Below are 25613 nucleotides of genomic sequence, written 5' to 3'. Positions count from 1 at the left end.
ATGGTGACCCCTACGGGAATCGAACCCGTGTTTCAGCCGTGAAAGGGCCGCGTCCTAACCGCTAGACGAAGGGGCCATCCCAGAATTCGAGGGCCGCAAGGCGCTGGAATGAAAAACGCCACCGATGGTGACCCCTACGGGAATCGAACCCGTGTTTCAGCCGTGAAAGGGCCGCGTCCTAACCGCTAGACGAAGGGGCCAGTCCCGTTTCCGGGTCGGTGGCGTGGCGGCGCACTTAAGCGGGAGGGGGCAGGGCGTCAACCCTCCAATGGTGCTTGGAATGCGATGTTTTTCGTCAATCGGCCCAGGCGGCGTCTTCCAGGTGCAATTCGGCTTGCGGGCGGTTTCCCCAATCGTCGATCTTCGCGCGACCGGCGAGCCACAGCCGCCGACCTTGCGATCCATGCAGCAGCGTCTGCCCAAGTTCGCTTTCGGCAGCCCGGAATGCGATGCCCTTGAAACTTCGGCCATCGTCGCCCGCTGCGATAAGGCGGACGTGATCCGTGCCGACGATATCGCATTTCACCAAACGAACCGGACCAACCGCGACACGGGGACCGGGCCAGCCAACACCGTACGGCCCGCCTTCTTCCAGCGAGAACACGAGATCAGGCGTCAGCCCGCCCGCCGCCACCGCAACGTCCATCAGCATTTCGCGCGAGGCCGAAGCCCGTGCCACTTGCGTTCCCAAGGTCGCGTCCAGCCATTCTGCCAGCGCGTCCACCTGATCGGCATCCACGGTCAGGCCGGCCGCCATCGCATGACCGCCGCCGGCGACAAGCAGGCCTTCCGCCCGTGCCCGGATGATGGCCGCCCCCAGATCGACGCCCGATATGGAACGGCCCGAACCCTTGCCCTGTCCGCTGTCGGCATCGAGTGCGATGACCAGCGAAGGTTTGCCGGTCTTTTCCTTGATGCGTCCGGCAACAATCCCGATCACGCCGGGGTGCCACCCGTGCCCGGCCAGAACATGCACGGCGCGATTGTGCTGCGCGCCCAGCATTTCTTCGGCCGCCTGCTGCACCTCGGCCTCGATGGCGCGGCGTTCATCGTTGAGCGCGGAAAGCTGGGCCGCGATTTCGCGCGCCTCGTCCGGATCCTCGGTCGTCAGCAGGCGAACGCCAAGGGTGGATTCGCCCACGCGGCCACCCGCGTTGATGCGCGGACCGAGCGCAAAACCCAGGTCCGAACAGGCCGGTGCGCGCTTGAGGCGGCTTGCATCGATCAACGCCGCCATTCCGGTGTTGTCCCGCCTGGCCATGACCTTGAGCCCTTGCGCCACGAAGGCGCGATTGAGGCCGTGGAGCGCGGCGACGTCGGCAACAGTTCCCAGCGCGACTAGATCGAGCAGGGAGAGCAGGTCCGGTTCCCTGCGGTTCTCGAAGAAGCCGTGACCACGCAGCGTACGGACCAGCGCGATGGCAAGCAGAAATGCCACGCCGACCGCCGCCAGATGCCCGTGCGAGGCAGCCAGATCGTTCTCGTCGAGCCGGTTGGGGTTCACCAGGGCTATGGTTCTGGGCAAGTCGGCGGAGCATTTGTGGTGATCGACGACGATCACGTCGACGCCCGCATCGTGCGCCATGGCCAGCGCCTCGTGCGCCATCGCGCCGCAATCCACCGTGACCACCAGGCTGCTGCCTTGCTGGCCCAGCTTGACCAGCGCCTCGCCCGATGGACCGTATCCTTCGAGAAGGCGGTCTGGAATGTAATAGTCCGCATCGATACCCAGATCGCGCAGCAACCGTATGAGCAGCGCCGAACTGGTTGCGCCATCCACATCGTAATCACCGTAGATCGTGATCCGTTCGCGCGTCAGAACGGCCTGCGCGATCCTGTCCGCTGCGGCATCCATGTCGTTGAAGACCGAAGGGTCCGGCAAAAAGCCGCGCAAGGTAGGGTTGCGGTGACGATCGAGGTCGTCCCTGTCGACCCCGCGGGCCAGCATAAGCTGGGCAACGATGTCCTCCCCCGACCCGAGACCGGAGCCGAGCTGCATGTTGCCGCCGCGCCAGCGCCAGGCACGCCCGCTGAGCGATTGCGTGACGCCAAAGACGTTGGAAAGGGCCTGCGATGCCATGCAGCGGGCAATAGACCACTGTTCCCCCCAGTGAAAGCAGGCGCGATTGACAATCGACAGATGGCGGCGAAGGTGGGGCCATGGACGACAAGAGGCTCCTCATCGCCTGGCACAGCCGGACAGGCACGGCCGAAACGCTTGCCCTGGCTGCGGCCAGGGGGGCAGGCAACCGCGCTCTGTGTATCGAGGTGTCCGATGTCATGCCGCACGATCTCATGTCGTGCGCCGGATATCTCTTCGCGTGCCCGGAAAATCTGGGGACCATGAGCGGTGCGATGAAGGAAATGTTCGACACCTGCTATTACCCTGTCCTGGGCCGCATCGAGGGGCGACCTTATGCGACAATCATCGCCGCTGGATCGGACGGGGAAGGGGCGCAGCGCCAGATTGACCGGATCGCGACAGGGTGGCGCCTGAAGAGGGTGGCGGAACCCTGGATTGTCATGATGGACGCGCAAACACCCGAAGCTATTCTCGCTCCGAAAATCGTAGCGAAAGATGATATCGACGCCGCGTTTGCTTTGGGCCAGTCTCTCGCCGAGGGACTTGCCATCGGTGTTTTCTAGCCGAGTTCTTCCAAAATGGAGGAATTTGCTTCCGCTCGGACTGGACAGGTCTTTGAAACGGGACGAGAATATGACCGTGTGACTGGGGGGCAGTTCGATCGTCGATCAAGTTGATACAGAGACCCCGGAACCGGCGGGGCCAGCATTCGGATTGCCGGGTTTGCATCTTCTTTTTCCGCCAAAGTTGCGCCCTTCTTCCGCGCAAGTGAAAGCCGCTGTCGCGGCGCATGGACGGTCTGCGGTAAGTCACGATCCTGCCGGCAAACAGCCGTCCACGCGCACTATGCGGTCCGCAGAGGGTGGGGAGGATGGCGGTCCCGGGAATTGGCTGGAACTGCTTCGCGACGGGCTGACATTCGACCTGCTCGGCCTTGATCCGGGGCCTTCGTTGACGCTTCCCGACATTGCTTACCGGTTCAGTTGCCCGGTCGATCTGCACGACCAGGGTCTGGTTTCGATCGGCCTGTTTCCCGGTCCCCATCTTGCCGAGGGCGCGTCGAGCCTGCCTGTGGTCCGAACCATGCTGTCTCTCGGTGCGGAACTGGTGCAGCAATTGCCCGATGTGGCAGCCGTCTGCTGGACGCCCGCCCGATCCGCCATCGCGCCAAGCCTGTTTGCAAGGCTGGTCGATAGCTGGACCAGCGGCGGGCCATTTCCGGCGCTTGGGTTGGTCGGCTTTTCAAAAGATGCCCGTGGCCGAATGGTCACCGAAGGGCTGGGCTTTCTGATCGGGCAAGAAATCGAAATGGACGAACACATCGCCGCCGATCCGGTTGCCGCAACGCGCACCGGCGCGAGGCTGGTCCACGAACTTGTCGGGATGGGCGGGTTGTCGGGGCCTTTGGCAGTCAACGGCGCCGACGGGACACGTCTCCGACTGGAGCCACAGGGGCAATCACGGCCAATCCTGGTTTCCATCGCATAACGTCTCGTGGCGCGGTTGATGCACCAGCGGTGGACCGAAGTGCGTGCGCGACTGCCGTTTCGATCGGTCAATCGGGCCGGAACTCCCCAGCACGATCCGGCCCTGCAAAGGCATCACCTGTTGCCCTGCCAATTGCTGACCTTACGGTGTTTTTCGCGGCTTTTTGCCGGTCTCGGGATCGATCGCGTCGGGTTCGACGATTTTCGCCGCAACGGAATACTGCTTCCCGCGCGCGAGGAAGCGGTGCGCCGCCTCGCGCTTCCGCTGCATCGCGGCCCGCACCGCGATTACAACGAGATGGTGATCGAGAAAGTCGGCCGGATCGAACACCGATGGTCGGCGCATAGGGCGCGTCAGCCGCAGGACGCAGGCCGCGCGGCCATCGCGGGCCTTGCGCTTCTGCAGGTGAGCTTGCGCAAGCGCCTGCTCGACGAACGTGCGCCCTACCGGCTCAATCGCAAGGACCCGTTGGGCACCGGTCTGGATTTCTCCAGCCTCGATGCAATGGCGGATGACCTCTGGAATTCGACCTAGGCGGTGGCTTTTGCCAGGGCCGCCTTTGCGTCGTTGTATTCGCGTTCCAGGCGGGCGACCGTTTCTTCAACCGGTGCGGACCTGGTCACCGTGCCGATACCCTGGCCCGAACCCCAGATGTCCTTCCATGCCTTGGCCTTGGTGTTTCCGCCGCTGCCGAAGTTCATCTTGCTCGGATCGCTGGTCGGCAGGTCTTCCGGATTGAGACCGGCTGCCTCGATGCTCGAACGCAGGTAATTGCCGTGAACGCCGGTAAACAGGTTGGTGTAGACAATGCCGCTGGCGTCCCCTTCGACGATTCCCTGCTTGTACGCTTCGTCGGCGTTGGCTTCTTCCGCGGCGATCCAGGGCGAGCCGATATAGGCGAAATCCGCACCAAGGGCCTGTGCGGCAAGGATCGATCGGCCATGCGCGATCGAGCCGGACAGGGCCACCAGCCCGTCGAACCAGCTGCGGATTTCCTGCATCAACGCAAACGGGCTGAGCGTGCCGGCGTGACCGCCTGCACCTGCGGCCACCGGAATCAATCCGTCGGCCCCTTTTTCGATGGCCTTGCGTGAGAATCGATCGTTGATCACGTCGTGCATGGTGATGCCGCCCCAGCTGCGAACTGCGCTGAAGACTTCCTCACGCGCGCCGAGCGAGGTGATGACCAGCGGCACCTGCCACTTGGCGCATGTCTGCATATCCGCATCGAGACGATCGTTCGATTTATGGACGATCTGGTTGACGGCAAACGGTGCGGCGGGACGATCGGGATTGTCGCGGTTGTGCGCGGCCAGTTCTTCGGTGATGCGGTGGATCCATTCGTCCAGCTCGCTTTGCGGGCGGGCGTTGAGCGCCGGGAAGCTGCCCACGATGCCCGCCTTGCACTGAGCGATGACCAGTTCGGGGCCCGACACGATGAACAGGGGCGATCCGATTACGGGCAGGCGCAGACGGTCGAACGGGGCGGGCAAGCTCATGATGGCAGTTCCTCTCTCACGGGTTGCACACCGGCCTATGGCGGGCCGGGGCACTTGTCGAGATTGACGTTACGTAAACGTCAGGCAGTCGGGAGGACGTGTTCTACGCCGTAAATGCGCGCGGCAGTCCCGGCGAACAGGGCGTGCTTTTCGTCCGCACTGGCACCGTGCGCAAGGCGCTTGAACGCGTTCCACAAAACCGCATAACTCGCCCCCCACCGGTCGACCGGATAGTTGCTTTCGAACATAGCGCGATTTGCCCCGAAGGATTCGATGCAGGTTTCAATGTAGGGGCGCCAAAGGGCGGCCAGATGCTCTGACCCATCGCCCGCAGCGGGTCCTTTTTCGGGCATCCCGCAAAACGCCATCGCCAACCCGCCCAGTTTGACCGAGACGTTCGGGCATTCGGCAAGCGCATGGATCGAGCGGCGCCAGCGGTCGAAATTCTCGTGCAGCTTGCCGCGGTAGCTGGCGATGTTGAGCGGCGTTCCGCAATGGTCGAGAACGATCTGCTGTTCGGGAAACGCGCGCGCCAGGTCCAGCACGTCGCCGAGCTGTGGTTCCAGCAGCCAAGCGTCGAAGGTCAGGCCGTATTCCGCATAAGCGGCAAAACCCGTGCGGAAAGCATCGCTCAAGTACAGGCCTTGAGGCGCATGGAAGGGAGGGCCGAGGACTTCGGGGTCGGCATCCCACGCCGCAGCGTGGCGGATCCCGCGAAAACGCCCGTTACCGGCGGCTAGCAACGCCTCCACCACCGGCTTGACCGCATCGCCCAGGGTCAGGTCTGCATGGCCGACGATGCCCGCGCATGGCCGGTATGCGCCATAAAGCCCGCTGGCACCCTGGGCAGCGACGCCGTTGACGAATTCGACTTCGCCGACCGGCTTCATCGCATCGCTGCGCGAGGCATCGTAGAAGGCGCCGCATTCCATGAAGATGGTGCCAACGATGTTATGACCGCTGTGCGTATCGGCATGAAGCGCATCGAAGGTGTAATAGGACGCATCGACCAGCGCCTCGAGGAAATCGTGCCGCGGCTGGGGGAACCCGCCAATCAGCGGGCGCAGGTCCCACAGGTGGTGGTGCGGATCGATGATCGGCAGTTCGGGTTCGAGAATTTCTTCAGCCATAGTTTCCTGTCCCATTCCAGCGTTCGCAAGGCGAGCGGTCCGATTTTTCGGCTACGTCGAACAAGGAGGCTAGCAAGCCGTGAAGGGGGAGGGAATGGATTATCGCTGTCGCCGCAAAATCCGCAAAATCCGCTGCCGGCGTTAACTACTTTTGTGCGGGCGAAGTGGTATCGGCGTGCCGGTCAGGAGACACCCAATGAAATTCGTACCCCTCAAGTCGCGCGGCGGAAATTACCTCGTGGTTGCACAGAATATCGCGTGGCTCCGTTCGGACGAGAACGGCCAGACGAAAGTCGGCATTGTCGGGGGGCAGCCGCTGCTGGTCGAAGGGTCGATCGAAGAGATCGCGGCGCAGGTAACGGCCGGCTGAACCGGCGCTGCCCGCGCCGCGTATTTCCTATGCCTGACCGACCGCCGAATTGGCAGCGCTGAGCACGGCGCGAACGCTGGCGGTCGCCACGTCCTCGTCGATCCCGCAGCCCCAAACGGTCCGGCCGTCGGAGGTGCGGCATTCGAGGAAAGCTGCCGCGTTGGCATCCGTGCCGGCGCCAAGCGCGTGCTCGGTGTAGTCGACCACTTCCAGATCGACGCCAAAGGCTTCGCTCAGCGTACCCATCACGCTTGAGATAAGCCCGTTTCCGCGGCCGGAAACGCTTTTGGCCTGTCCATCCACCTCGATCGTGCCCGTGAAGAGGCGCGTTCCATCGCTGGCGCGGCTTTCCTCGTATCCCACGAGCTGGAAATGCTTGTCGTTCGTTTGCACGTGGTACGCGTTGCGGAACGCGTCCCAGATATCGGAGGCGCCAAGTTCACGGCCAAGTTCATCGGCCATGCGCTGGACATGGGGCGAGAAATCGGCCTGCATTTTCTTGGGCAGTTTGAGCCCCTGATCCTGTTCGAGAACCCATGCAAACCCGCCTTTGCCAGACTGGGAATTGACCCGGATGACCGCTTCGTAGCTGCGTCCCAGATCGGCCGGATCGATCGGCAGATACGGCACGCGCCAATGCGGGTCGTTCTGGGTCTGGTGCGCGGCAAACCCCTTCTTGATCGCATCCTGGTGACTGCCGGAAAACGCTGTGTAGACCAGTTCGCCGCCATAGGGATGGCGTTGGTGGACGGGTATCTGGTTGCAGTATTCCACCGTCTCGATCACGCGGTCGATGTTCGAAAAATCGATCCCCGGGTTTACGCCCTGGGTGTACATATTGAGCGCCATTGTAACGAGGCAGCAATTGCCGGTGCGTTCGCCATTGCCGAACAGGCACCCTTCGACCCGGTCGGCCCCGGCCATCAGCGCCAGTTCGGCCGCCGCCACGCCGGTGCCGCGATCGTTATGCGTATGCAGGCTGATGACCGCGCTGTCGCGATTGGGCAGGTTGCGAATGAAATATTCCACCTGATCGGCGTAAATATTCGGCGTTGCCGCTTCGACCGTGGCGGGCAGGTTGAGGATGATCGGGTGATCGGGCGTGGGCGCAAGAACCTCCATTACCGCTTCGCAAACCTCGAGACTGAAATCGAGTTCGGCGGTCGAGAATGTTTCGGGTGAATATTCGAAATGCCAATCGGTACCGGGCTGCTTTGCCGCTTCGTCCCGCATGACCTTCGCACCGGCAACCGCTATGTCGCGCACCTGGTCGCGCGACATGCCGAACACCACTTCGCGCCATGCCGGGCTGACCGCGTTGTACAGGTGGACGATGGCGGCGTGCGCGCCGGTAAGGCTGGCGAAGCTGGTGCGAATGAGGTCGGCACGGCTCTGGGTGAGGACCTGCACCATCACGTCGTCGGGCACGCGGCCCGACTGAATAAGGCCGGAAATGAAATCGAATTCGGTTGCGCCCGCACTGGGAAAGCCGACCTCGATTTCCTTGACGCCGATTTCGATCAGGAGGTCGAAGAAGCGGTTCTTCTTGTGGGCGTCCATCGGATCGACAATCGCCTGGTTTCCGTCGCGAAGGTCGGTTGAAAGCCAGCGCGGCGGCGCGGTGATCGTGCGCGACGGCCATTGCCGGTCAGGCAAGGGCACTTGCGGGAAGGCGGAATATTTCTGCGCGGGATCGCGAAGCATGGACATGGAAAATCTCGGGTACTGCGATTGTGGGGATGGTCGACGGGTCCCTTGGGCGCTCAGCGCACCGTGGAAGGCACGCCAGCTATCACGCCCAAGGGCGTGTAAGTCGCAGGTCTAGTCCGAGTGCGCTGTGCATGGCATCCGCTATGCGAAAGCAGGCCGGGGTTGTAAAGCAAAACAGGCTTGGGCATCGCAAGAAATTATATTTCAAACGACAAGGGGGAAGAATGTCCGAACAGCACCCGCTCAGCCAGACACTGGGCTTGATCCGCATCGTTACGATGGATCCGGAGGGCCGGTCGTCCCTGGAATACGAGGCGAAGCTGGAGCAATGCCATTCGGGCGGCGTGGTGCAGGGCGGCTTCATTACCGGATGGATCGATGCGGCGATGGCGCACGCCGCGATTGCGAAGAACGGGGACGGCGTGGTGCCGATGACGCTGGAGCTGAAGGTCAGCTTTTTTGCACCCGTCAGGCCCGGCCTGGTCATTGCCGAAGCCTGGGTCGAACGGCATGGCAAGCGGACCAGCTTTTACGAAGGGCATCTGAAGGACGCGCAGGGCACGGTGCTGGCCAAGGCCACGAGCACGATCCTGTTGGCCGACAGGGCACGGGTCGAACAGGCATCCAGGGCCGCAACCGGAGCGTGACGATGAGCGAGATCAAACCCTTTCACCTGAACATTGCCGAAGACGACCTCGTTCGATTGGCGGACCGTCTGGATAACACCCGCTGGCCAGAGCAGGAGCCGGTCGACGACTGGTCGCAGGGAACAAGGCTTGCCGCCTTGCGCGAACTCGTGGCCTATTGGCGTATCGAATACGACTGGCGGCGGTGCGAAGCCCGGCTCAACGCCGTGGGTCAATTCACGACCGAAATCGACGGGTTGGCGATCCACTTCCTGCACCGCCGTTCTCCCCGCGCCGATGCCTTGCCGCTGATCATCACGCACGGGTGGCCGGGATCGGTTGTCGAATTCCTCGGCGTGATCGATGAACTTGCCGATCCGGCCGATCCGGAAGCGCAGGCGTTCCATGTGGTCGCGCCGTCACTGCCGGGTTACGGCTTTTCGCAGAAGCCATCGGGAACCGGCTGGGGGATCGAACGCATTGCGTCCGCCTGGTCCGAATTAATGCAGCGCCTCGGCTATGATCGCTGGGTGGCGCAAGGGGGCGATTGGGGTTCGGCGGTGACCACTGCCATCGGCCACCAGGCGCCGGATGGCTGCATCGGCATCCACCTGAATATGCCGATCGTGCGTCCGAATCCGGAAGACATGGCGAGCAAGGACCCGGCCATACTCAAGGCCGTCCAGCGGCTCATGTTCTACCAGGAATGGGATTCGGGTTATTCCAAGGAGCAGAGCACGCGGCCGCAAACCATCGGATATTCGCTGGTGGATTCGCCCGTCGGGCTTGCCGCCTGGATTCTCGAAAAAATCTACTACTGGACGGATAACCAGGGGTCACCGTGGGATGCCCTGTCGATGGATCAGGTGCTCGACGACGTGATGCTCTATTGGCTGCCCGCCACGGGCGCTTCGGCAGCGCGCCTGTATTGGGAAAGCTTCGGCACCTTCGGTGCAGGAAACGTTGCCGTGCCGACCGGGGTCAGCGTATTCGAAAAGGAGATCCTGCTGACACCGCGCGAATGGGCGCAGCGCAGCCTGACCAACATCGTTTACTGGAGCGAGGTTGCCGAAGGCGGGCACTTCGCCGCCTGGGAACAGCCCGACCTGTTCGTTGCCGAACTGCGCGCCTGTTTTGCCAAGATGATCTAGCGCCAGCGCAGGCGGTCGGCAGTCAACTGGTCGACCGAGGTGACACCCATCAGCCGCATTCCCCGTTCGATCTCGTCCTTGAGGATTGACAGGGCGCGTTCCACCCCCGGCTGACCGGCGGCGGCAAGGGCATAGAGATACAACCTGCCGCCTGATGCAGCCGTGGCCCCGGCGGCCAGGCTCTTGAGGACGTGCGTGCCGCGCCGGACACCGCCGTCGCAGATGATCTCGATCTGTCCGCCGACGGCATCGCCGATTTCGCGCAACTGGTCGAAGGGCGCGCGGCTTCCGTCGAGCTGCCGCCCACCGTGGTTCGAAATCATGATCGCATCGGCCCCGATGTCCACCGCGCGGCGGGCATCGGCAGCGCTCATCACGCCCTTGAGGCAGAAAGTGCCGCCCCAGTCCTGCCGGATGCGCGCGGCGGTATCCCAATCCATACCGGTATCGAGCATGGTGTTGAAATAATTCTGTATGCTGACCGGCTTGCCGGTTCCTTCATCGACGTGGCCATCAAGGTTCGGCAGCCGGAACTTCGGCCCGAAGACATAATCCATCGTCCAGCGTGGCCGCGTGGCATAACTCCACAGGGCCGACGGGGTGAACCGGGGCGGGGTGGTGAAGCCGGAACGCAGGCATCGTTCGCGCTTGCCCGAAACAATCGTGTCGACAGTCAGGGCGAGGGCGTCAAACCGGCTCTCCTTGCACCGTTCGATCATCGATGCGTTCAGGCCCTTGTCCTTGTGAACATACAGCTGGAAGAGCTTCGGCCCACGGGTAAGCGCGGCGATTTCCTCGATCGAATGGGTGGCGAGACTGGATATGCCGAACCACACGCCGAATTTTTCGGCGGCCCGCGCCACCGCGCGTTCGCCGTCACGGTGAAACGCCCGCTGGAGCGCGGTCGGGCTCAGCATGAGGGGCAGGGCGCTGGTCCGCCCCATGATGGTGCAGGAGGTGTCGATCGATCCGACGCCCGCCAGGACATCGGGCACAAGATCCACCGTATCGAAGGCGCTGGTGTTGCGCGCCTTGGTGATTTCGTCATCGGCGGCACCATCGATGTAATCGAACACGGGCCACGGCAGGCGCTGTTTTGCCAGTTGCCGGAAATCGTCGATGTTGTGACAGTCGTTCAGGCGCATGTGGCTATTTCTCCGCCAGGTCCTGCCGCTCGCGAGCGGTCAGGCGATGGGGTGTGGCAATCGGTTGCAGGGTCTGGCCGTCGAACAATTCGCTTCGCCGCCGATCGCCCGAAACCACGTCCTTCACAATCCGTCGCATGGATCGCCCGACCATCCTGGTCATCGACATTTTCGGGACATCGCCCACGTCGCCCGTGGCATCGCCAGTGAACAGGTGACCGATGGGCGGGCCGAATACAGCCTCGCGCCGGTTCGGATCGCAATTGCCAACCATGGCTGTCACGTAAGGAACGCGGCCATTGGCGTAAGTGTTGAACATCGGTGTGCGGCAACACGCCGCGTACCAGCGCAGGGTCGGCTTGTCGGTCAGGTGGAGGCAAGCCAGTTTGTCGCGGCCCGTTTGCATTCGCATTCGGGCGCAGCGGCATTGGTAAAGCGGTGTGCCGCCTGCGACCCCGACGATCCGTTCCGACTTGCCCAGGTAACGCCCGAAATCCTGGCAATCGGTGCAATGGCAAACGACGTGATCGCCCTGCGACGGACCGGCTTCGAGCAGCGTTCCCGACACTGCGCCGCAAGCGCAGGAAAACGCGATGTCTGACGGGGTCGGCATGCTTTGGCTCGCGCTCCTGAAGATGACTTCGTGAGCGCGAGCCTAGGCTTCAGTTCTTGTCCTTGTCGACCAGCTTGTTCGCACCGATCCAGGGCATCATCGCGCGCAGCTTGGCGCCGGTCTGTTCGATCGGGTGGGCTGCGGCGGCCTTGCGGCTCGCCTTCAGTTCCGGCTGACCGGCCTGGTTGTCGAGCACGAAGTCCTTCACGAAGCGTCCCGACTGGATATCGGCCAGAACACGCTTCATTTCAGCCTTTGTTTCATCCGTGATGATGCGCGGCCCGGTCTTGATGTCCCCGTATTCAGCCGTGTTGCTGATCGAATAGCGCATGTTGGCGATGCCGCCTTCGTACAACAGATCGACGATCAGCTTGGTTTCGTGGAGGCATTCGAAATACGCCATTTCAGGGGCGTATCCGGCTTCGACCAGGGTTTCGAACCCGGCCTGGATAAGATGGGTCACCCCGCCGCAAAGCACGGCCTGTTCGCCGAAGAGGTCGGTTTCGCACTCTTCCTTGAAATCGGTTTCGATGATGCCCGAACGGCCACCCCCGACAGCGCTGGCATAGGAAAGGGCAAGCTGCTTGGCATAACCGTTGCCGCCGCTCTGTTCGCTTTCCTGATGGATCGCGATCAGGCACGGGACGCCGCCGCCCTTGATGTATTCGCCGCGAACGGTGTGGCCGGGGCCCTTGGGCGCGATCATGATCACGTCCACATCGGCGGGGGGATCGATCAGGCCGAAGTGGATGTTGAGGCCATGGGCGAAGGCAAGGGCGCTGCCCGGCTTCATCTTGCCGGCTATTTCGTTGGCATAGATCGCCGCCTGGTGCTCGTCCGGCGCGAGGATCATCAGCACGTCGGCCCACTCCGCGGCCTGAGCCACGGTTTTTACCGTGAAACCGGCGCCTTCGGCCTTCTTGGCCGTTGCCGAACCGGGGCGCAGCGCGATGGCGACTTCGCCCACACCGCTATCGCGCAGGTTCTGGGCGTGGGCATGGCCCTGGCTGCCATAGCCGACAATCGCGACCTTCTTGTCCTTGATCAGCTGCTGGTCGCAATCGGCATCATAATAAACTTGCATCGTATTCCTCACGTAAAGCGCGGCCCATCAGGCTTGTTGGGCGCCGCGCATCATTCCCACGATCCCCGATCGACCGACCTCGACGAGGCCAAGTTCGCGCATCAGGGCGATGAAACTGTCGATCTTGTCCGGCGCACCGGTAAGCTCGAAAACGAAACTGGCGGTCGTGGTATCGACCACATTGGCGCGAAACAGCTCGGCAATTCGCAGGGCTTCCACGCGGTTGTCACCTTTTCCGGCCACCTTCACCAGGGCGAGTTCACGTTCGACGTGCGCGCCCTGTTCGGTCAGGTCGATGACCTTGTGCACCGGGACGAGGCGTTCCAGCTGGGCACGGATCTGGTCGATCACCGGTTCCGGGCCGCGGGTCACGATGGTGATCCGGCTGATGGCATGGTCTTCGGAAATATCGGCCACGGTCAGGCTGTCGATATTGTAGCCGCGCGCCGTGAACATTCCCGCGATCTTGGCGAGAATGCCCGCTTCGTTGTCGACGATCACGTTGAGGACGTGGCGTTCGTTCGATTGTTCGGCGATCTTCATCGCGGCCGCTCCTGCCATACAGGTTCGAACATCCGTCCGTCGCCATCGTAATCGGCAAGGAAGACGCGGCCCATGCGGACAGCTTCGAAATTGTCGGTTTGTCGGGCGAGATCGAGGCTGTCCGTCAACAGCACCCAATTGCCGTCATCCTGCTTCTGCGCCACATCCATGCCAAGGAACCGCTGACCGGTGTCTTCGATCCAGTCGAGGAACTGGTCGGCATGTTCCCGGTCGAACCACACGCGGCGTTCCACGCTGGCTTCGAATTGTTGCGGAATCCGTTGATGCATACCCATCACACAAGCGCCTTTGCTTCGTCATCCATCGTGCCGTTCACCTGATCGCCGTACAGCAGCATATCGGTGTGCGCCGCGCCGCTGGGGATCATCGGGAAGCAGTTGGCTTCCTTGGCCACCATGCAATCCACCATCACCGGCCCGTCATGGGCAAGCATGGCCTCGATACCCGCATCGAGCTGCCTTTCATCCTCGATGCGGATGCCCTTCCAGCCATACGCCTCCGCCAGCTTCACAAAGTCGGGCAGGCTATCCGAATAGCTGTTCGAATACCGGCTTTCGTAGGTCAGTTCCTGCCATTGGCGGACCATGCCCATGTATTCGTTGTTGAGGATGAACACCTTGACCGGCAGGCGGTACTGGCTGGCCGTGCCGAGTTCCTGGATGTTCATCTGTATAGAAGCCTCTCCGGCGATATCGATCACCAGACTGTCCGGATTGCCCAGCTGCGCGCCGATTGCGGCCGGCAAGCCATAACCCATCGTCCCGAGCCCGCCGCTGGTCAGCCACTTGTTCGGTCCCATGAAGCGGAAATATTGCGCCGCCCACATCTGGTGCTGGCCGACTTCCGTCGTGATGATCGGATCTCGGTGGCCGGTCAGCGCGAACAGCCGCTCCACCGATTTCTGGGGCATGATCAGGCCTTCGCCGTGATCGGGGTATGCCAGGCAATCGCGCGCCTTCCAGCCCAATATGCGGGCCTTCCATTCGGACCTGTCACGCGGTTTGCGATTGCCCCACGCACCGAGCAATTGTTCGAGCACGTGCCCGCAATCGCCCACGATCCCCAGATCGACCGGGACGATCTTGTTGATCTGGGCCCGGTCGATGTCGATGTGGATTTTCCTGGCATTCGGGGCAAACGCATCGAGACGGCCCGTTACGCGGTCATCGAAACGCGAACCGATCGCCACGATCAGATCGGCCTTGTTCATCGCCATGTTGGCTTCGAACGTGCCATGCATTCCCAACATGCCCAGCCAGTCCGGATGGTCGGCAGGAAACGCGCCAAGGCCCATGAGCGTGCTGGTTACAGGCACGTCGGCTGCCCGCTGAAGCTGGCGCAGCAAATCGGCTGCGCGGGGGCCGGCATTGATGACGCCGCCTCCGGTATAGAAAATCGGGCGTTCGGCAGCGGCGAGCATTTCGACCGCTTCCGAAATTTCGTCTGCCGCGCCCACCATGCGGGGCTGATACCGGTGCGAAGGGAGCGGGGCTGTGTCCTGTTCGTTCCATTCCGCCAGCGCGATCTGCACATCCTTGGGAATATCGACGACGACGGGGCCGGGCCTGCCGGTGGTGGCGATCCGAAAGGCTTCCTCGACCGTTGCGCGGAGGCGGGCCGGATCTTTGACGAGATAGTTGTGCTTGGTGCAATGGCGGGTGAGGCCGACGGTATCGGCTTCCTGAAACGCATCTGTGCCGATCAGCGCGGTTGGCACCTGGCCGGTAATCACGACCATCGGGATCGAATCCATGTACGCATCGGCGATGCCGGTCACCGCGTTCGTCGCCCCGGGTCCGCTGGTGACGAGGACCACCCCTGGCTTGCCGGTCGAGCGCGCATAACCTTCTGCCGCGTGTGCCGCGCCAGCTTCGTGACGGACGAGGATATGACGGATGCCGTCATCGGCGAAAAGTTCGTCGTAAATCGGAAGAACTGCGCCGCCGGGATAGCCGAAAACGAATTCCACGCCCTGCCGCTTGAGGCATTCGATCAGGATGGCAGCGCCGCTGCGCTCGGTACTCACATCATTCTCCGGACCCGCATTCGTGTGCGAAAACTACAAATCGGCCCGGCGCTGGGGTCTGAAGCGCCGGGCCGACATGGCGCCGTTAAGCCGTGACAAGTTCCAAAGTCAACCGTTTTTGCGAAACAATGATACAAAAACATCCTCTAAAACGATTCTATTGTTATCAGCGCGGGGCCAGGTTTCGGGCGGTTGGTGCCTGAACCACGTGTACTGGCGCTTTGCGTACTGGCGCGTCGACGTCTGGCCAGCGGTGATTGCTTGATCGCGCGAAAGTTCGCCTTGCAGGAAGGACGAAATCTCCCTCACGCCTATGGCGCGCATGACCGGCAAGGACGGGTCGATGTTGCGTGCGAGAAGTGTATCCACTTCGGCAACGGCACCTGTTTCCATCATGATTTCGAACCGTGCATCGCACCGCTGGTACAGCCATTCACGATCCGGCAGCAGCACGAGGGGGTGGAGTTCGATCCCCTCGCCGATCCCGCCAACCTTGCGCGACTGCCACGTGGCCAACGGGCGGCCGGTTGATCGCACTACCTCCAGCGCCCGGGCGGTGCGGGCCATATCCGCCGGTGCGATCCCGGCGGCGGCAGGTGGATCTTCCGCCTCCAGCGCCGCGCGGGCATCGGCCTGCGCCATCGCGCGAACATCCTCCCGCACGGAAGGGTCAATGGGCGGGACGGGCGCGATACCGTCCAGCAAGGTGCGCAGGTAAAGTCCGGTGCCCCCGCAAAGAATGGGCACAGCGCCTTGCGCATGGATATCCGCAATCTCGCGCTTTGCCGCATTGGCCCAATCGGCGGCGGAACACGGCTGCGCGCCATCCCAACTGCCGAACAAGCGGTGCTCGACCCCGCGCATGTCCGCTTCATCCGGGCGCGCGGATAGAATTTGCAGGTCCGCGTAAACCTGCGCGCTGTCGGCGTTGATAACCACGCCGCGCCGGCCTTCGCGTTCAAGCAATTGCGCCAGATCGACGGCCAGATCGCTCTTGCCGCTCGCGGTTGGCCCTGCAATGAGCGCGACCGGCGGTTTGGCGCCGGTTCCCAGCGGAGGTTTATTCATGCTCATCGCCCGGCTGATAGCAGACCCGCAAGGCATCGAAACCCGCATGGATGCAGTATCGGCGGCTTTGGCCGATTTGGGCACGCCCGTGGCCATGGCCGGCTTGCTCGATTCGTGCGGTGACGTGCTGCAGCTGTCCTTGCCCGAAGGGGACAGGTTTGCCGTCACCGCCACGTTGGTTGCCCATTTCGGTGAATGCGATCTGCTCGTGGCGGATCACGATATCGAAGTGCCGCACCTGTTCGTTTCGGACATGGATTCGACCATGATCGGCCAGGAATGCATCGACGAACTGGCTGATTACGCAGGAATAAAGGACCAGGTTGCCGCGATCACCGAACGCGCCATGCTGGGCGAACTGGATTTTGCCGACGCTCTGCTGGAAAGGGTCGCCCTGCTCGAAGGGTTGTCCGAAGGCGCGATCGATTCCTGCCTTGAGGAACGTATTCGTCCCGTGCCCGGTGCGCGCACATTGGTGCAAACGCTGAAATCCAGGGGATGCCGCGCGGTGCTCGTGACAGGCGGATTTCACCATTTTGCGGACCCCGTGGCCGAGCAGCTCGGCTTCGAACGGGTGGTCGGAAACAGGTTGGCGGTGGCGCAAGGCCAGTTGACGGGCCAGATCGTCGGTCCCGTCAGCGACGCGTCCACAAAGCTGGGCACGCTGGAGGAAGAGCGCGCAAGGCTGGGAGCCGGGGCGCGCGTGCTGGCGACCGGTGACGGAGCGAACGACATCCCCATGATCCAGTCGGCAGATTACGGCATCGCCTACCGCGCAAAACCCAAGGCCCGTGATGCGTCGAGTGGACGCATCGCCAGCGTGGACCTGACAGCAATCCTGAAACTTCTGGGCATCCCGCAGTCGGAATGGGTCAGCGCCGGCTGATTGGCGCAATTTGGCGCGCCCTTCCAATCTTTGTTCACGAATCCCCGCTATTTCATAAACGCAAAGGGGATCGCCAGACATGAACGAAGCGACGACGACTATGACCGGAATTGATTCTGCGCGCGACGGCACCCCGCTGCGCCATCCACAGCGCCCGAAGCCGAAGTACCGCCCGTTGGAAGCGGTGCGGAATTTCCGTGAATTGCTGAAGGACAAGGAAAACACCGCGGTTGTTTTCAAGATCTACGAAGCCTTGCCGTCACGTGACTTCATGCCCCGTGTGCGGGCTCTCACGCTGAGCGAGCATGGCGAGAAACTGCGCCAGAACGAACCGTTCCTGCCCGCGTTTCTCGACGATCACGATTCGTTGCGCCGGTTCCCTGCCGGTAGCGTGGCTCACGCCTATTGCGATTTCATGGAACGAGAAGGCCTGACCGCAGCCGGTCTGGTGGCCGAATCCGATGCATCGGGCCGACCCACATACGACGATCTGGTCCAGTGGTTCGGCTTTCGCCAGCGCGATACGCATGATCTGATGCACGTTCTGACAGGCTACGGGCGCGATGCCTTGGGCGAACAATGCGTGCTGCTGTTCACCCACGGACAATCGCCAAGCCAGGGGCATTTGCTGCTGGGCTATGCCGGTTCGCTGCACATCAAGAAGCTTCGCAAGAGCGCGGCTCCGGTGATGAAGGCCACGCGCGAAGCGCACCGCATGGGCAAGGCGTGCCCGCCGCTGGTGAGCCTGTCGATCCGCGATCTTCTGGCCAAGGATCTACAGCAGGCGCGGGCCGATCTGAACATCGCGGAACCGCACTGGTACCGCGAATGCCACCGCGTCTGGAAATCGGAAGGCATCGACCCTTACGATCTGATGGCCCCAATCCGCGAAGATAGCGCGCTGGCGGCCTGAACCGGTCAGAACCAGCTGGAAATCTGGTCCAGCGGTTTCTTGTGCACGGCATGAACGGGAACCGTGGCTCCTTCCGCAGGATGCCCCGCCACCACGATCATGAGGGGTTTTTCATGGTCCGGGCGGCCGCATATCTGCCGAAGGAAACCCATCGGTGACGGTGTGTGCGTCAGCGTGGCCAACCCGGCTTCGTGCAAGGTGGCGATCATCAGCCCGCAGGCAATCCCGACGCTTTCTGTGACGTAGTAATTCTGCGTTTTGCCATCCTCGGCAATGCCGCCTTTGCGCTGGGCGAACACAACGATCAGCCATGGCGCGGTTTCGAGAAACGGTTTGTCCGCGTCGGTCCCGAGCGGGGAAAGCGCGTCGAGCCAGTCACCACTGGCCTTTCCTTCGTAGAAGGCGCGTTCTTCTTCTTCGGCAGCGTGGCGGATCGCGCGCTTGATTTCGGGTGAGGATACGACCGCGAAATGCCACGGCTGATGGTTGGCTCCATTGGGGGCCGAGCCGGCGGCTTCCAGTGCGGCTTCGATAATTTCGCGCGGCACGGCGGTGTCCGCGAAATACCGACAGCTTCGCCTTGTCTTCAACGTGTCCCGCATCGCCTGCGCCCGTGCAACGCGATCCTCATCGGACAGCGGCGGAAGGGCGTAGGGTAAGGTGTCGTGGTCACGCATCGAACATTCCCGTCAGCGCAGATCCTTGCGGATGACGAGCTTCAGCCCCGACCATGTATCGTCCACCGCGCATTTCTTGGTGTCGACGAAACCCCGGGCAAGCCCGGCTTCCCGGACGGCGTGCTCGTCAATTTCGGTTTGGGCACCCGACGCCTGCTTGGGCCAGCTTACCCACACATGCCCATCGGCTGCGATCTGTTCGCGCAGGCTATCGAGCTTTGCCTCGAGCTGGCTCTGCTCCGTCACGAAAATGTGCGCGGCGTCCACGCCTTCGGCCGGATCGGCAACGAAGGTGAGTTCCAGCGCGTATTCGTCGATTTCGTCGTGGATGTCTTCCGGCATTGCGTCGAACCAGACCCGTTGCCCGTCGCGCAGAGACAGTTTCTTCGCCAGCGGCGTGTCTGAATATCCCGATGTCATGTCACAGACCTTGCATGATGCAATCGCCATAGTCGACCGCGAGATGCCACAAAGCGCCAAGTCCCAAGGCCCGAGCCCACCAACGCGGAACCGCGGCGATCAGGGCAAAGCCAAAGGCCGCTTCCCAGCCGTGCAGCAGGTGATAGCCGATTGAACAGCGATGCGGGTCGAATATCGGAACTGCCAGCAGGTGGTCCAGATCGACAAGGTTGGCCAGTGCGGCAACCAGCCCGGCCCGCAGCCAGTCTTCCCGCCAGACCAGAAAAGCGAAGGCGAACGGGACGAGCCAGTGCCCGCCATAGTGCAGAACGGGTTGAAGCAGGCCCACGAAAAGGTGGCCTTATGCCTCCATCCAGTCGCGGAAGAAGGATTGGTGTGCTTCGCGCATTTCGGACAGGGTAACCGTGCTTTCGCCAATGGTCAGCCTGTCTCCGCCTACGGTGCCGATCTTCTCGAAAGGCACTTGCGAACGGTCGAGATCGCCGTCCGCACGATAGGTGACCACGTAGCGGGCCTGGCTTTCGTTGAAGGCGAAGTCCCCGGTCATCGCGTCGATGGAGGCGCCGATGCCGCCCGCCATGGCCATTTCCGCCAGCGCGACAGCCAGACCGCCGTCGGAAATATCGTGCACCGCCGTGACCTTGCCGTCCGCGATAAGCTTGCGGACGATTTCACCGTTCAGCCGCTCGTCGGCGAGATCGACGCCCGGGGCGTCACCATCTTCGCGACCGTGGATTTCGCGCAGCCACATCGATTGACCCATTGCCGGGTAGTTCGGGCCGATGATGGCGATGTTTTCGCCCTCGGCCTTGAAGCCCATGGTCATCATCGTCGCGTAATCATCGATGATCCCGACACCGCCGATGGCAGGCGTCGGCAGGATGGCGGAACCGCCGCCCGTTGCCTTGCTTTCGTTGTAGAGGCTGACGTTACCGCTCACGATCGGGAAATCCAGCGCGCGGCACGCATCGCCCATGCCTTCCAGGGCATGGACGAACTGGCTCATGATTTCGGGCCGCTGGGGATTTGCGAAATTGAGGCAATTGGTCACAGCCAGCGGGCGGGCGCCCACGGCACAAAGGTTGCGAAAGGCTTCCGCGATTGCCTGTTTCCCGCCTTCATAGGGGTTGGCGAAAACATAGCGGGGATTGCAATCGGTGCTGATGGCCAGCGCCTTGCGGGTACCGTGAACGCGCACGACCCCGGCATCGCCGCCGGTCTGCAGCGTATCCGCGCCAACCTGGCTGTCATACTGTTCCGCAATCCAGCGCTTCGAGGCGAGATTCGGCGAGGCGAGCAGTTTCAGCAATTCCGCGCCGATGTCTTCGCTTTGCGGCGCATCGTCGAGCGATCCGACCTTCGCCCAGGCCTGGTATTCGCCCTTGGAAAGGTAGGGCCGGTCGTATTCCGGTGCATCGGCGGCAAGCGGGCCAAGCGGGATGTCGCACACCACCTCGCCGTCGAATTCCAGGACCATGTGGCGGGTGTCGGTCACTTCGCCGATCACGGCAAAGTCGAGTTCCCATTTCCTGAAGATCGCTTCGGCCATCGGTTCCTTGCCGGGCTTCAGAACCATGAGCATACGCTCCTGGCTTTCGCTCAGCATCATTTCGTAAGGGGTCATGCCCTCTTCGCGGCAAGGGACCTTGTTCATGTCCAGCCGGATGCCGGCCTTGCCGTTCGTCGCCATTTCGACGCTGGAGGACGTGAGGCCCGCGGCGCCCATGTCCTGAATTGCCACGATGGCGTCCGTTGCCATCAGCTCCAGGCACGCTTCGATCAGCAACTTTTCGGTGAACGGATCGCCGACCTGCACCGTGGGACGTTTCGCCTCGGCGTCTTCGCCGAAATCCGCGCTCGCCATGGTTGCGCCGTGAATCCCGTCGCGTCCGGTCTTGGACCCGACATAGACGATCGGATTGCCCAGACCGGTTGCCGCCGAATAGAAGATCTTGTCCGCATCCGCGACGCCGACCGTCATCGCGTTGACGAGGATGTTTCCGTCATACGCTGGGTGAAAATTGGTTTCGCCGCACACGGTGGGCACGCCCACGCAATTGCCATAGCCGCCAATGCCCGCGACCACGCCTTTGACGAGGTGCTTCATCTTGGGGTGATCGGGCCGTCCGAAGCGCAGCGCGTTGGCGTTGGCCACCGGACGGGCGCCCATCGTGAACACATCGCGCAGAATACCGCCCACGCCGGTGGCCGCGCCCTGATAGGGTTCGATATAGCTGGGGTGGTTGTGACTCTCCATCTTGAAGATCGCCGCCTGGCCATCCCCGATATCGATCACGCCGGCGTTTTCCCCCGGGCCGCAAATCACCCACGGTGCTTCGGTCGGAAGCTTCTTCAGGTGAAGCCGGCTCGACTTGTAGGAGCAATGCTCCGACCACATGACCGAAAAGATGCCCAGTTCAACGAGATTGGGCTCGCGGCCCAGGGCGTGCAGGACGCGCTCGTATTCCTCGGGGCTGAGGCCGTGCTGCTCGACGACTTCGGGGGTGATCGCGGACTCGATAATAGCCATGCGCGCGCCCTTAGCGGCGCGCGCTCGCAACCGCCAGCCCTACGGTGCTCTTATGCCACCGAGTTTCGTCGAGCCAGTAGGCGAGGGCGGTCAGAATTGCGAAGCTTGCCAGCGCGGTCAGATAGAAGCCGAGCGTGGCTTCTTCCGGCGGAGGACCGAACCAGTTTATGGCCTGGAACAGCACCATGGTCGCCAGCAGGATTATCGGGGGGACGATCGGCCCCTTGGTCCGGCGCATATACCACCAGAACGCGATCAGGATTATCCCCAATTCCAGCGGCATGGCGATTTCGGGCCGGTTCCACAGTCCGAATCCGAATTTGGGTTCGGAGCCCGCAATCGTCAGGTCGGGGCGGTGAACGAGCAGGTCCAGAATCCAATGTGCCGCGACGACGATCGCCGCCCAGCAGCCTGCGACCATGTTCCGCGATACGAAATACACGATGCCGCCGAAGCCGAGCGCGAACACCGCTGTGCCCAGCAAACTGTGCGTCAACGGCATGTGATACAGGTCGAGCGGGTTCATCGCCGTTATGCCGGGCACCATCCGCATCTTCTCGATCCCGAAAATCGCGAAGGTGAAGAACGCCCAGTCAATAAGTTGGGCCGCGATGAACAGGGTGCTGAGGCCCGGGGATTCGTCGGTTACGGCGCGCGCGACAAAGGCTGGTGCAAAGTGGCCAATATACATACCGGTGGTATCAGCCCAGCCGGGTTGCGGCGAAGGTGGCGATGCTGGCCGCGACGGCCGTGGCGAAAGCGCCCCATGCAATATCAACCACCGTGATCGTGGTGGACCACTGCCGCATCGTGGCCTGGTTTGTCAGGTCGTAGGTCGCGTAACACAGCGCACCCAGCAGGGCGCCGTTCAGCGCGGCCGTTCCGATCCCGCTGGCCAGACCCGGACGAACGGCGAACCAGCAGATGCCGGCGATATACGCGGCGTAGAATACGAGCGCTGGCATCATGCGAAAACTGTCAGCCAGCATATCGACGAGGCGGGGGCGGTAGAAATTTTCGCCAGCCCATCCCAGCCATATCGCGTCGAGAATTCCGAACGCCACTGCGGCGGCTATATAGGCGACAATCCACGTCATATCCGCTTCCCCTGTTTTGCGGTTACTTGACCGCATCAACGCGCACGGTCAATGCTCGGCCGGATGGCAGAGGAACCCAAACCGATCGAGGACATGACTTTCGAGGAAGCGCTCCGCGCCCTTGAAGGCGTGGTACGGCAACTGGAAGGCGGCGAAGTGCCGCTGGACGACAGCATCAATCTTTACGAGCGCGGAGAGGCGTTGCGAAAGGCATGTCAGGCCCGGCTCGATGCCGCCCAGGCGCGGATCGAGAAGATCGTGCAGGGCGCAGACGGCAAACCTTCGGGCACCGTGCCGTTCGACGCCGACGGTCCTGCGTGAGCGTTGTAGAGGTTATGCCGAACCTCCTGGAAGACGCTTTCGGCCAGATACAAGCGGAAGTGGACAGCGCATTCGACGCGTTCCTGCCCGTTCCGGATGACAGCCGGGCGCGTCTGGTGGAAGCCATGCGTTATGCCGCGATTGGCGGCGGCAAGCGTGTGCGGCCTTTGCTGCTGGTGGCCACGGCGGATCTGTTCGGGGTCAACCGAAACGCGGCGGTAAACGCCGGTTGTGCGGTCGAGGCGATCCACGCCTATTCGCTGATCCATGACGACCTGCCGTGCATGGACGATGACGACATGCGCCACGGCAAGCCCACGCTTCACAAGACGTTCGACGAAGCGACCGCGGTGCTTGCGGGCGATTGCCTCCATGCGCTCGCCTTCGACATTCTGACCCAGCCGGACACCAGCACCGATCCGTTCGTGCGTGCCGAACTGGTTGCCGCATTGGCGCGCGCCAGCGGGCATGACGGTATGGCGGGCGGCCAGATGATGGATATCGTTTCCGAAGAACAGGATTACGACCTGCACCAGGTCACGCGGCTCCAGCAGCTGAAGACCGGTGCCCTGCTTGCCGCAAGCGTGGAAATGGGCGCGATACTGGGCCGCATACCGCCCGAAGGCAGGGCGCATCTGCGCGCCTATTCGCGCGACATCGGGCTGGCATTCCAGATTGCCGACGATCTGCTCGACGTGGAAGGCGACGAGGAAAAGGCCGGCAAGGCCCTTCGCAAGGACAGCGAACAGGGCAAGCAGACGTTCGTCACGCTGATGGGGGTCGACGCGGCCCGGCGGCAGGCGGAAATGCTGGTCGAACAGGCGGGCCGGCATCTTGCCGGACACGGGGAAGAGGCGCGACTGCTGGTCGAACTGGCACGCTTTATCGTGAAGAGGGACCATTGATGGCGCAACGCATCGGGATCTATCCGGGGACATTCGACCCCATGACGCTGGGCCATGCGGACATTATCCGTCGGGGCAGCCGTCTGGTCGACAAGCTGATCATCGGCGTCACCACCAACCCGTCGAAGAATCCGATGTTCTCGACCGAGGAACGCCTGGCCATGGTCAAGCGCGAGGTTGAATCGCTCCGCCTCGGGAACGTGGAGGTGAAGGGCTTCAACGCCCTGCTGGTCAAATTCGCCAAGCGCGAAGGGGCCACCGTCCTGGTTCGCGGCCTGCGTGCCGTGGCGGATTTCGAATACGAATATCAGATGGCCGGCATGAACCAGCAGCTCGATGACGACATTGAAACCGTGTTCCTCATGGCCGACGTGTCGCTCCAACCGATCGCATCGAAGCTGGTCAAGGAAATCGCCCTGTTCGGCGGTTCGATCAACCAGTTCGTCAGCCAGCGCGTTTGCGAGGACGTGATTGCCCGCGTCGACAAGATCGGCCGGATGGGCGATTACTGACTTTTCGACCTATTCATTGAACGGACAGACCGCACCCGCTAGGGCGCACGACATTCAGGACATTTCGACGGGATTTCGATGAACAGGTTTTCGCTCGCCTTCGCTGCTACGCTTTCGCTCGCAATCGCTCCCTTCGCCGCGCAGGCGCAGGAAGCCGCAGAGGAAACTGCCGCTGCCGCGCCCGCTCCCGTGAAGCGCACCTATAATCCGGTGAACTTCAACATTGCGGAAGACCGCGACAATATCCTCCTGCTCGACCTGTCGAACGGCGAACGTGTCGCAATTCGCCTGATGCCGAGCTGGGCGCCCAATCACGTCGAGCGGGTGAAGACACTTGCTCGGCAAGGGTTCTATGACGGCGTCGTCTTCCACCGCGTGATCGACGGGTTCATGGCCCAAACGGGCGACCCGACGGGCACCGGCACCGGTGGTTCGCAGCTTCCCGACGTGGCGCAGGAATTCAACCCGATGCCGCACGTGCGCGGCACCGTTTCCATGGCCCGTTCGACGAGCGAAGACAGCGCCAACAGCCAGTTCTTCATCGTGTTCTATCCGCGTTTCAGCCTCGATGAACGCTATACCAACTTCGGCCGCGTGATTTCGAACATGGCCGCAGTCGACGCGATCGAGCGCGGCGAACCGCCGGCAAACCCGACCCGCGTGGTTCAGGCATCCATCGCCAGCGACGACAAGCCCGTCCCGGCGTTCTCTGCACCGCAGGTTCAGGAAGATATTACGGTCGACGCTCTGAACGCGCCGATCGGCAACTGACTTTCCATGGCGCCGCCGCGCGAC

29 protein-coding genes and 2 tRNA genes are annotated in these 25613 nt (G+C 62.5%); 12 read left to right on the top strand and 19 right to left on the bottom strand.

From position 1 onward, the window contains the following. Position 1 precedes the first annotated feature (1 nt). The 3 genes from VR863_RS06050 to recJ all read right to left on the bottom strand — a co-directional run bounded on the left by VR863_RS06050 (position 2) and on the right by recJ (position 2080). Positions 2–76 (bottom strand) — tRNA-Glu (locus VR863_RS06050). 49 nt (positions 77–125) lie between these two features. Then, positions 126–200, bottom strand: a tRNA-Glu gene (locus VR863_RS06045). 95 nt (positions 201–295) lie between these two features. Further along, a complete protein-coding gene (gene recJ / locus VR863_RS06040; protein WP_324827538.1) occupies positions 296–2080 on the bottom strand; it encodes a single-stranded-DNA-specific exonuclease RecJ in 1785 nt (594 codons plus the stop codon). Positions 2081–2160: 80 nt separating this feature from the next. Here recJ and VR863_RS06035 point away from each other — a divergent pair, with 80 nt between their 5' ends. The 3 genes from VR863_RS06035 (at position 2161) to VR863_RS06025 (ending at position 4105) form a co-directional block, all read left to right on the top strand. Then, on the top strand, positions 2161–2646 hold the full coding sequence (locus tag VR863_RS06035; protein ID WP_324827537.1) for a flavodoxin family protein: 486 nt from the start codon (positions 2161–2163) through the stop codon (positions 2644–2646). Positions 2647–2851: 205 nt separating this feature from the next. Continuing rightward, on the top strand, positions 2852–3571 hold the full coding sequence (locus VR863_RS06030; protein ID WP_324827536.1) for a hypothetical protein: 720 nt from the start codon (positions 2852–2854) through the stop codon (positions 3569–3571). 18 nt (positions 3572–3589) lie between these two features. After that, entirely contained in the window at positions 3590–4105 is a 516-nt protein-coding gene (locus VR863_RS06025) for an AHH domain-containing protein (RefSeq protein ID WP_324827535.1), read from the top strand. On the opposite strand, the gene VR863_RS06020 is transcribed toward VR863_RS06025, so the two are convergent. Both VR863_RS06020 and VR863_RS06015 read right to left on the bottom strand, forming a co-directional pair. After that, positions 4102–5070: an NAD(P)H-dependent flavin oxidoreductase gene (locus VR863_RS06020; protein ID WP_324827534.1), complete on the bottom strand. Its 969-nt coding sequence runs from the start codon at positions 5068–5070 to the stop codon at positions 4102–4104. The two genes, VR863_RS06025 and VR863_RS06020, sit on opposite strands and share 4 nt — an antisense overlap. Before the next feature lie 80 nt (positions 5071–5150). After that, on the bottom strand, positions 5151–6200 hold the full coding sequence (locus tag VR863_RS06015) for an amidohydrolase family protein (protein ID WP_324827576.1): 1050 nt from the start codon (positions 6198–6200) through the stop codon (positions 5151–5153). Between the two features lie 196 nt (positions 6201–6396). Here VR863_RS06015 and VR863_RS06010 point away from each other — a divergent pair, with 196 nt between their 5' ends. Next, positions 6397–6570: a hypothetical protein gene (locus VR863_RS06010; protein WP_324827533.1), complete on the top strand. Its 174-nt coding sequence runs from the start codon at positions 6397–6399 to the stop codon at positions 6568–6570. Between the two features lie 27 nt (positions 6571–6597). Here VR863_RS06010 and leuA read toward each other — a convergent pair whose 3' ends face one another. Continuing rightward, on the bottom strand, positions 6598–8280 hold the full coding sequence (gene leuA / locus VR863_RS06005; RefSeq protein ID WP_324827532.1) for a 2-isopropylmalate synthase: 1683 nt from the start codon (positions 8278–8280) through the stop codon (positions 6598–6600). Between the two features lie 224 nt (positions 8281–8504). On the opposite strand from leuA, the gene VR863_RS06000 reads away from it, so the two are divergent. Together VR863_RS06000 and VR863_RS05995 are read left to right on the top strand one after the other, a co-directional pair. After that, entirely contained in the window at positions 8505–8927 is a 423-nt protein-coding gene (locus VR863_RS06000; RefSeq protein ID WP_324827531.1) for a PaaI family thioesterase, read from the top strand. 2 nt (positions 8928–8929) lie between these two features. Then, entirely contained in the window at positions 8930–10057 is a 1128-nt protein-coding gene (locus VR863_RS05995) for an epoxide hydrolase family protein (RefSeq protein WP_324827530.1), read from the top strand. On the opposite strand, the gene VR863_RS05990 is transcribed toward VR863_RS05995, so the two are convergent. From VR863_RS05990 to miaA, 7 genes are all read right to left on the bottom strand, one after another. Next, positions 10054–11202: an alpha-hydroxy acid oxidase gene (locus VR863_RS05990; RefSeq protein ID WP_324827529.1), complete on the bottom strand. Its 1149-nt coding sequence runs from the start codon at positions 11200–11202 to the stop codon at positions 10054–10056. The genes VR863_RS05995 and VR863_RS05990 overlap by 4 nt on opposite strands. A gap of 4 nt (positions 11203–11206) precedes the next feature. Further along, positions 11207–11815, bottom strand: a complete 609-nt coding sequence (locus VR863_RS05985) for a DUF6151 family protein (RefSeq protein ID WP_324827528.1) — start codon at positions 11813–11815, stop codon at positions 11207–11209. A 49-nt stretch (positions 11816–11864) separates the two neighbouring features. Further along, positions 11865–12899, bottom strand: coding sequence for a ketol-acid reductoisomerase (ilvC, locus tag VR863_RS05980; RefSeq protein WP_324827527.1), 1035 nt, complete (start codon positions 12897–12899; stop codon positions 11865–11867). Positions 12900–12926: 27 nt separating this feature from the next. Next, positions 12927–13442, bottom strand: coding sequence for an acetolactate synthase small subunit (ilvN, locus tag VR863_RS05975; protein ID WP_324827526.1), 516 nt, complete (start codon positions 13440–13442; stop codon positions 12927–12929). Continuing rightward, on the bottom strand, positions 13439–13738 hold the full coding sequence (locus VR863_RS05970; RefSeq protein ID WP_324827525.1) for a hypothetical protein: 300 nt from the start codon (positions 13736–13738) through the stop codon (positions 13439–13441). The genes ilvN and VR863_RS05970 overlap by 4 nt, the downstream gene beginning before the upstream one ends. After that, a complete protein-coding gene (gene ilvB / locus VR863_RS05965; RefSeq protein WP_324827524.1) occupies positions 13738–15489 on the bottom strand; it encodes a biosynthetic-type acetolactate synthase large subunit in 1752 nt (583 codons plus the stop codon). The genes VR863_RS05970 and ilvB overlap by 1 nt, the downstream gene beginning before the upstream one ends. 108 nt (positions 15490–15597) lie before the next feature. Beyond that, the gene (gene miaA / locus VR863_RS05960; RefSeq protein ID WP_434784971.1) at positions 15598–16557 is read right to left on the bottom strand and encodes a tRNA (adenosine(37)-N6)-dimethylallyltransferase MiaA; all 960 of its coding nucleotides are present in this window, start codon (positions 16555–16557) and stop codon (positions 15598–15600) included. Here miaA and serB point away from each other — a divergent pair. Together serB and VR863_RS05950 are read left to right on the top strand one after the other, a co-directional pair. Continuing rightward, complete coding sequence (gene serB, locus VR863_RS05955; protein WP_324827521.1) at positions 16556–17443, top strand: phosphoserine phosphatase SerB; 888 nt, start codon at positions 16556–16558, stop codon at positions 17441–17443. The genes miaA and serB overlap by 2 nt on opposite strands. Before the next feature lie 79 nt (positions 17444–17522). Next, on the top strand, positions 17523–18356 hold the full coding sequence (locus VR863_RS05950; RefSeq protein WP_324827520.1) for a Coq4 family protein: 834 nt from the start codon (positions 17523–17525) through the stop codon (positions 18354–18356). A gap of 5 nt (positions 18357–18361) precedes the next feature. Here the strand turns inward: VR863_RS05950 and VR863_RS05945 are convergent, their stop codons facing one another. The 6 genes from VR863_RS05945 to VR863_RS05920 are packed head-to-tail and all read right to left on the bottom strand — an operon-like array spanning position 18362 to position 23080. Next, the gene (locus VR863_RS05945) at positions 18362–19033 is read right to left on the bottom strand and encodes a nitroreductase family protein (RefSeq protein WP_324827519.1); all 672 of its coding nucleotides are present in this window, start codon (positions 19031–19033) and stop codon (positions 18362–18364) included. A gap of 12 nt (positions 19034–19045) precedes the next feature. After that, positions 19046–19453 carry a DUF3052 family protein gene (locus VR863_RS05940; protein WP_324827518.1) on the bottom strand — a complete coding sequence of 136 codons (408 nt, stop codon included), beginning with the start codon at positions 19451–19453 and terminating at the stop codon, positions 19046–19048. Between the two features lies 1 nt (position 19454). Continuing rightward, complete coding sequence (locus tag VR863_RS05935; protein ID WP_324827517.1) at positions 19455–19781, bottom strand: DUF6122 family protein; 327 nt, start codon at positions 19779–19781, stop codon at positions 19455–19457. A 12-nt stretch (positions 19782–19793) separates the two neighbouring features. Beyond that, the gene (purL, locus tag VR863_RS05930; RefSeq protein WP_324827516.1) at positions 19794–21983 is read right to left on the bottom strand and encodes a phosphoribosylformylglycinamidine synthase subunit PurL; all 2190 of its coding nucleotides are present in this window, start codon (positions 21981–21983) and stop codon (positions 19794–19796) included. A gap of 10 nt (positions 21984–21993) precedes the next feature. Beyond that, positions 21994–22674, bottom strand: coding sequence for a hypothetical protein (locus VR863_RS05925; RefSeq protein ID WP_324827515.1), 681 nt, complete (start codon positions 22672–22674; stop codon positions 21994–21996). Positions 22675–22684: 10 nt separating this feature from the next. Then, positions 22685–23080: a DUF2177 family protein gene (locus VR863_RS05920; protein ID WP_324827514.1), complete on the bottom strand. Its 396-nt coding sequence runs from the start codon at positions 23078–23080 to the stop codon at positions 22685–22687. Between the two features lie 63 nt (positions 23081–23143). Here VR863_RS05920 and VR863_RS05915 point away from each other — a divergent pair, with 63 nt between their 5' ends. From VR863_RS05915 to VR863_RS05900, 4 genes are all read left to right on the top strand, one after another. Continuing rightward, positions 23144–23401 (top strand): exodeoxyribonuclease VII small subunit, encoded by a 258-nt coding sequence (locus tag VR863_RS05915; RefSeq protein WP_324827513.1) that lies wholly within the window; start codon positions 23144–23146, stop codon positions 23399–23401. Between the two features lie 14 nt (positions 23402–23415). After that, entirely contained in the window at positions 23416–24306 is an 891-nt protein-coding gene (locus VR863_RS05910) for a polyprenyl synthetase family protein (RefSeq protein ID WP_324827575.1), read from the top strand. After that, a complete protein-coding gene (coaD, locus tag VR863_RS05905) occupies positions 24306–24818 on the top strand; it encodes a pantetheine-phosphate adenylyltransferase (protein WP_324827512.1) in 513 nt (170 codons plus the stop codon). The genes VR863_RS05910 and coaD overlap by 1 nt, the downstream gene beginning before the upstream one ends. Before the next feature lie 78 nt (positions 24819–24896). After that, positions 24897–25589: a peptidylprolyl isomerase gene (locus VR863_RS05900; protein ID WP_324827511.1), complete on the top strand. Its 693-nt coding sequence runs from the start codon at positions 24897–24899 to the stop codon at positions 25587–25589. Positions 25590–25613 lie beyond the last annotated feature (24 nt).

Origin of the sequence: Qipengyuania zhejiangensis, from assembly GCF_035607565.1 — a bacterium.
Taxonomy (GTDB): Bacteria; Pseudomonadota; Alphaproteobacteria; order Sphingomonadales; family Sphingomonadaceae; genus Qipengyuania; species Qipengyuania zhejiangensis.
The sequence above is the reverse complement of the archived record's forward strand: the minus strand, read 5'-3'. Positions and strand labels throughout refer to the sequence as shown.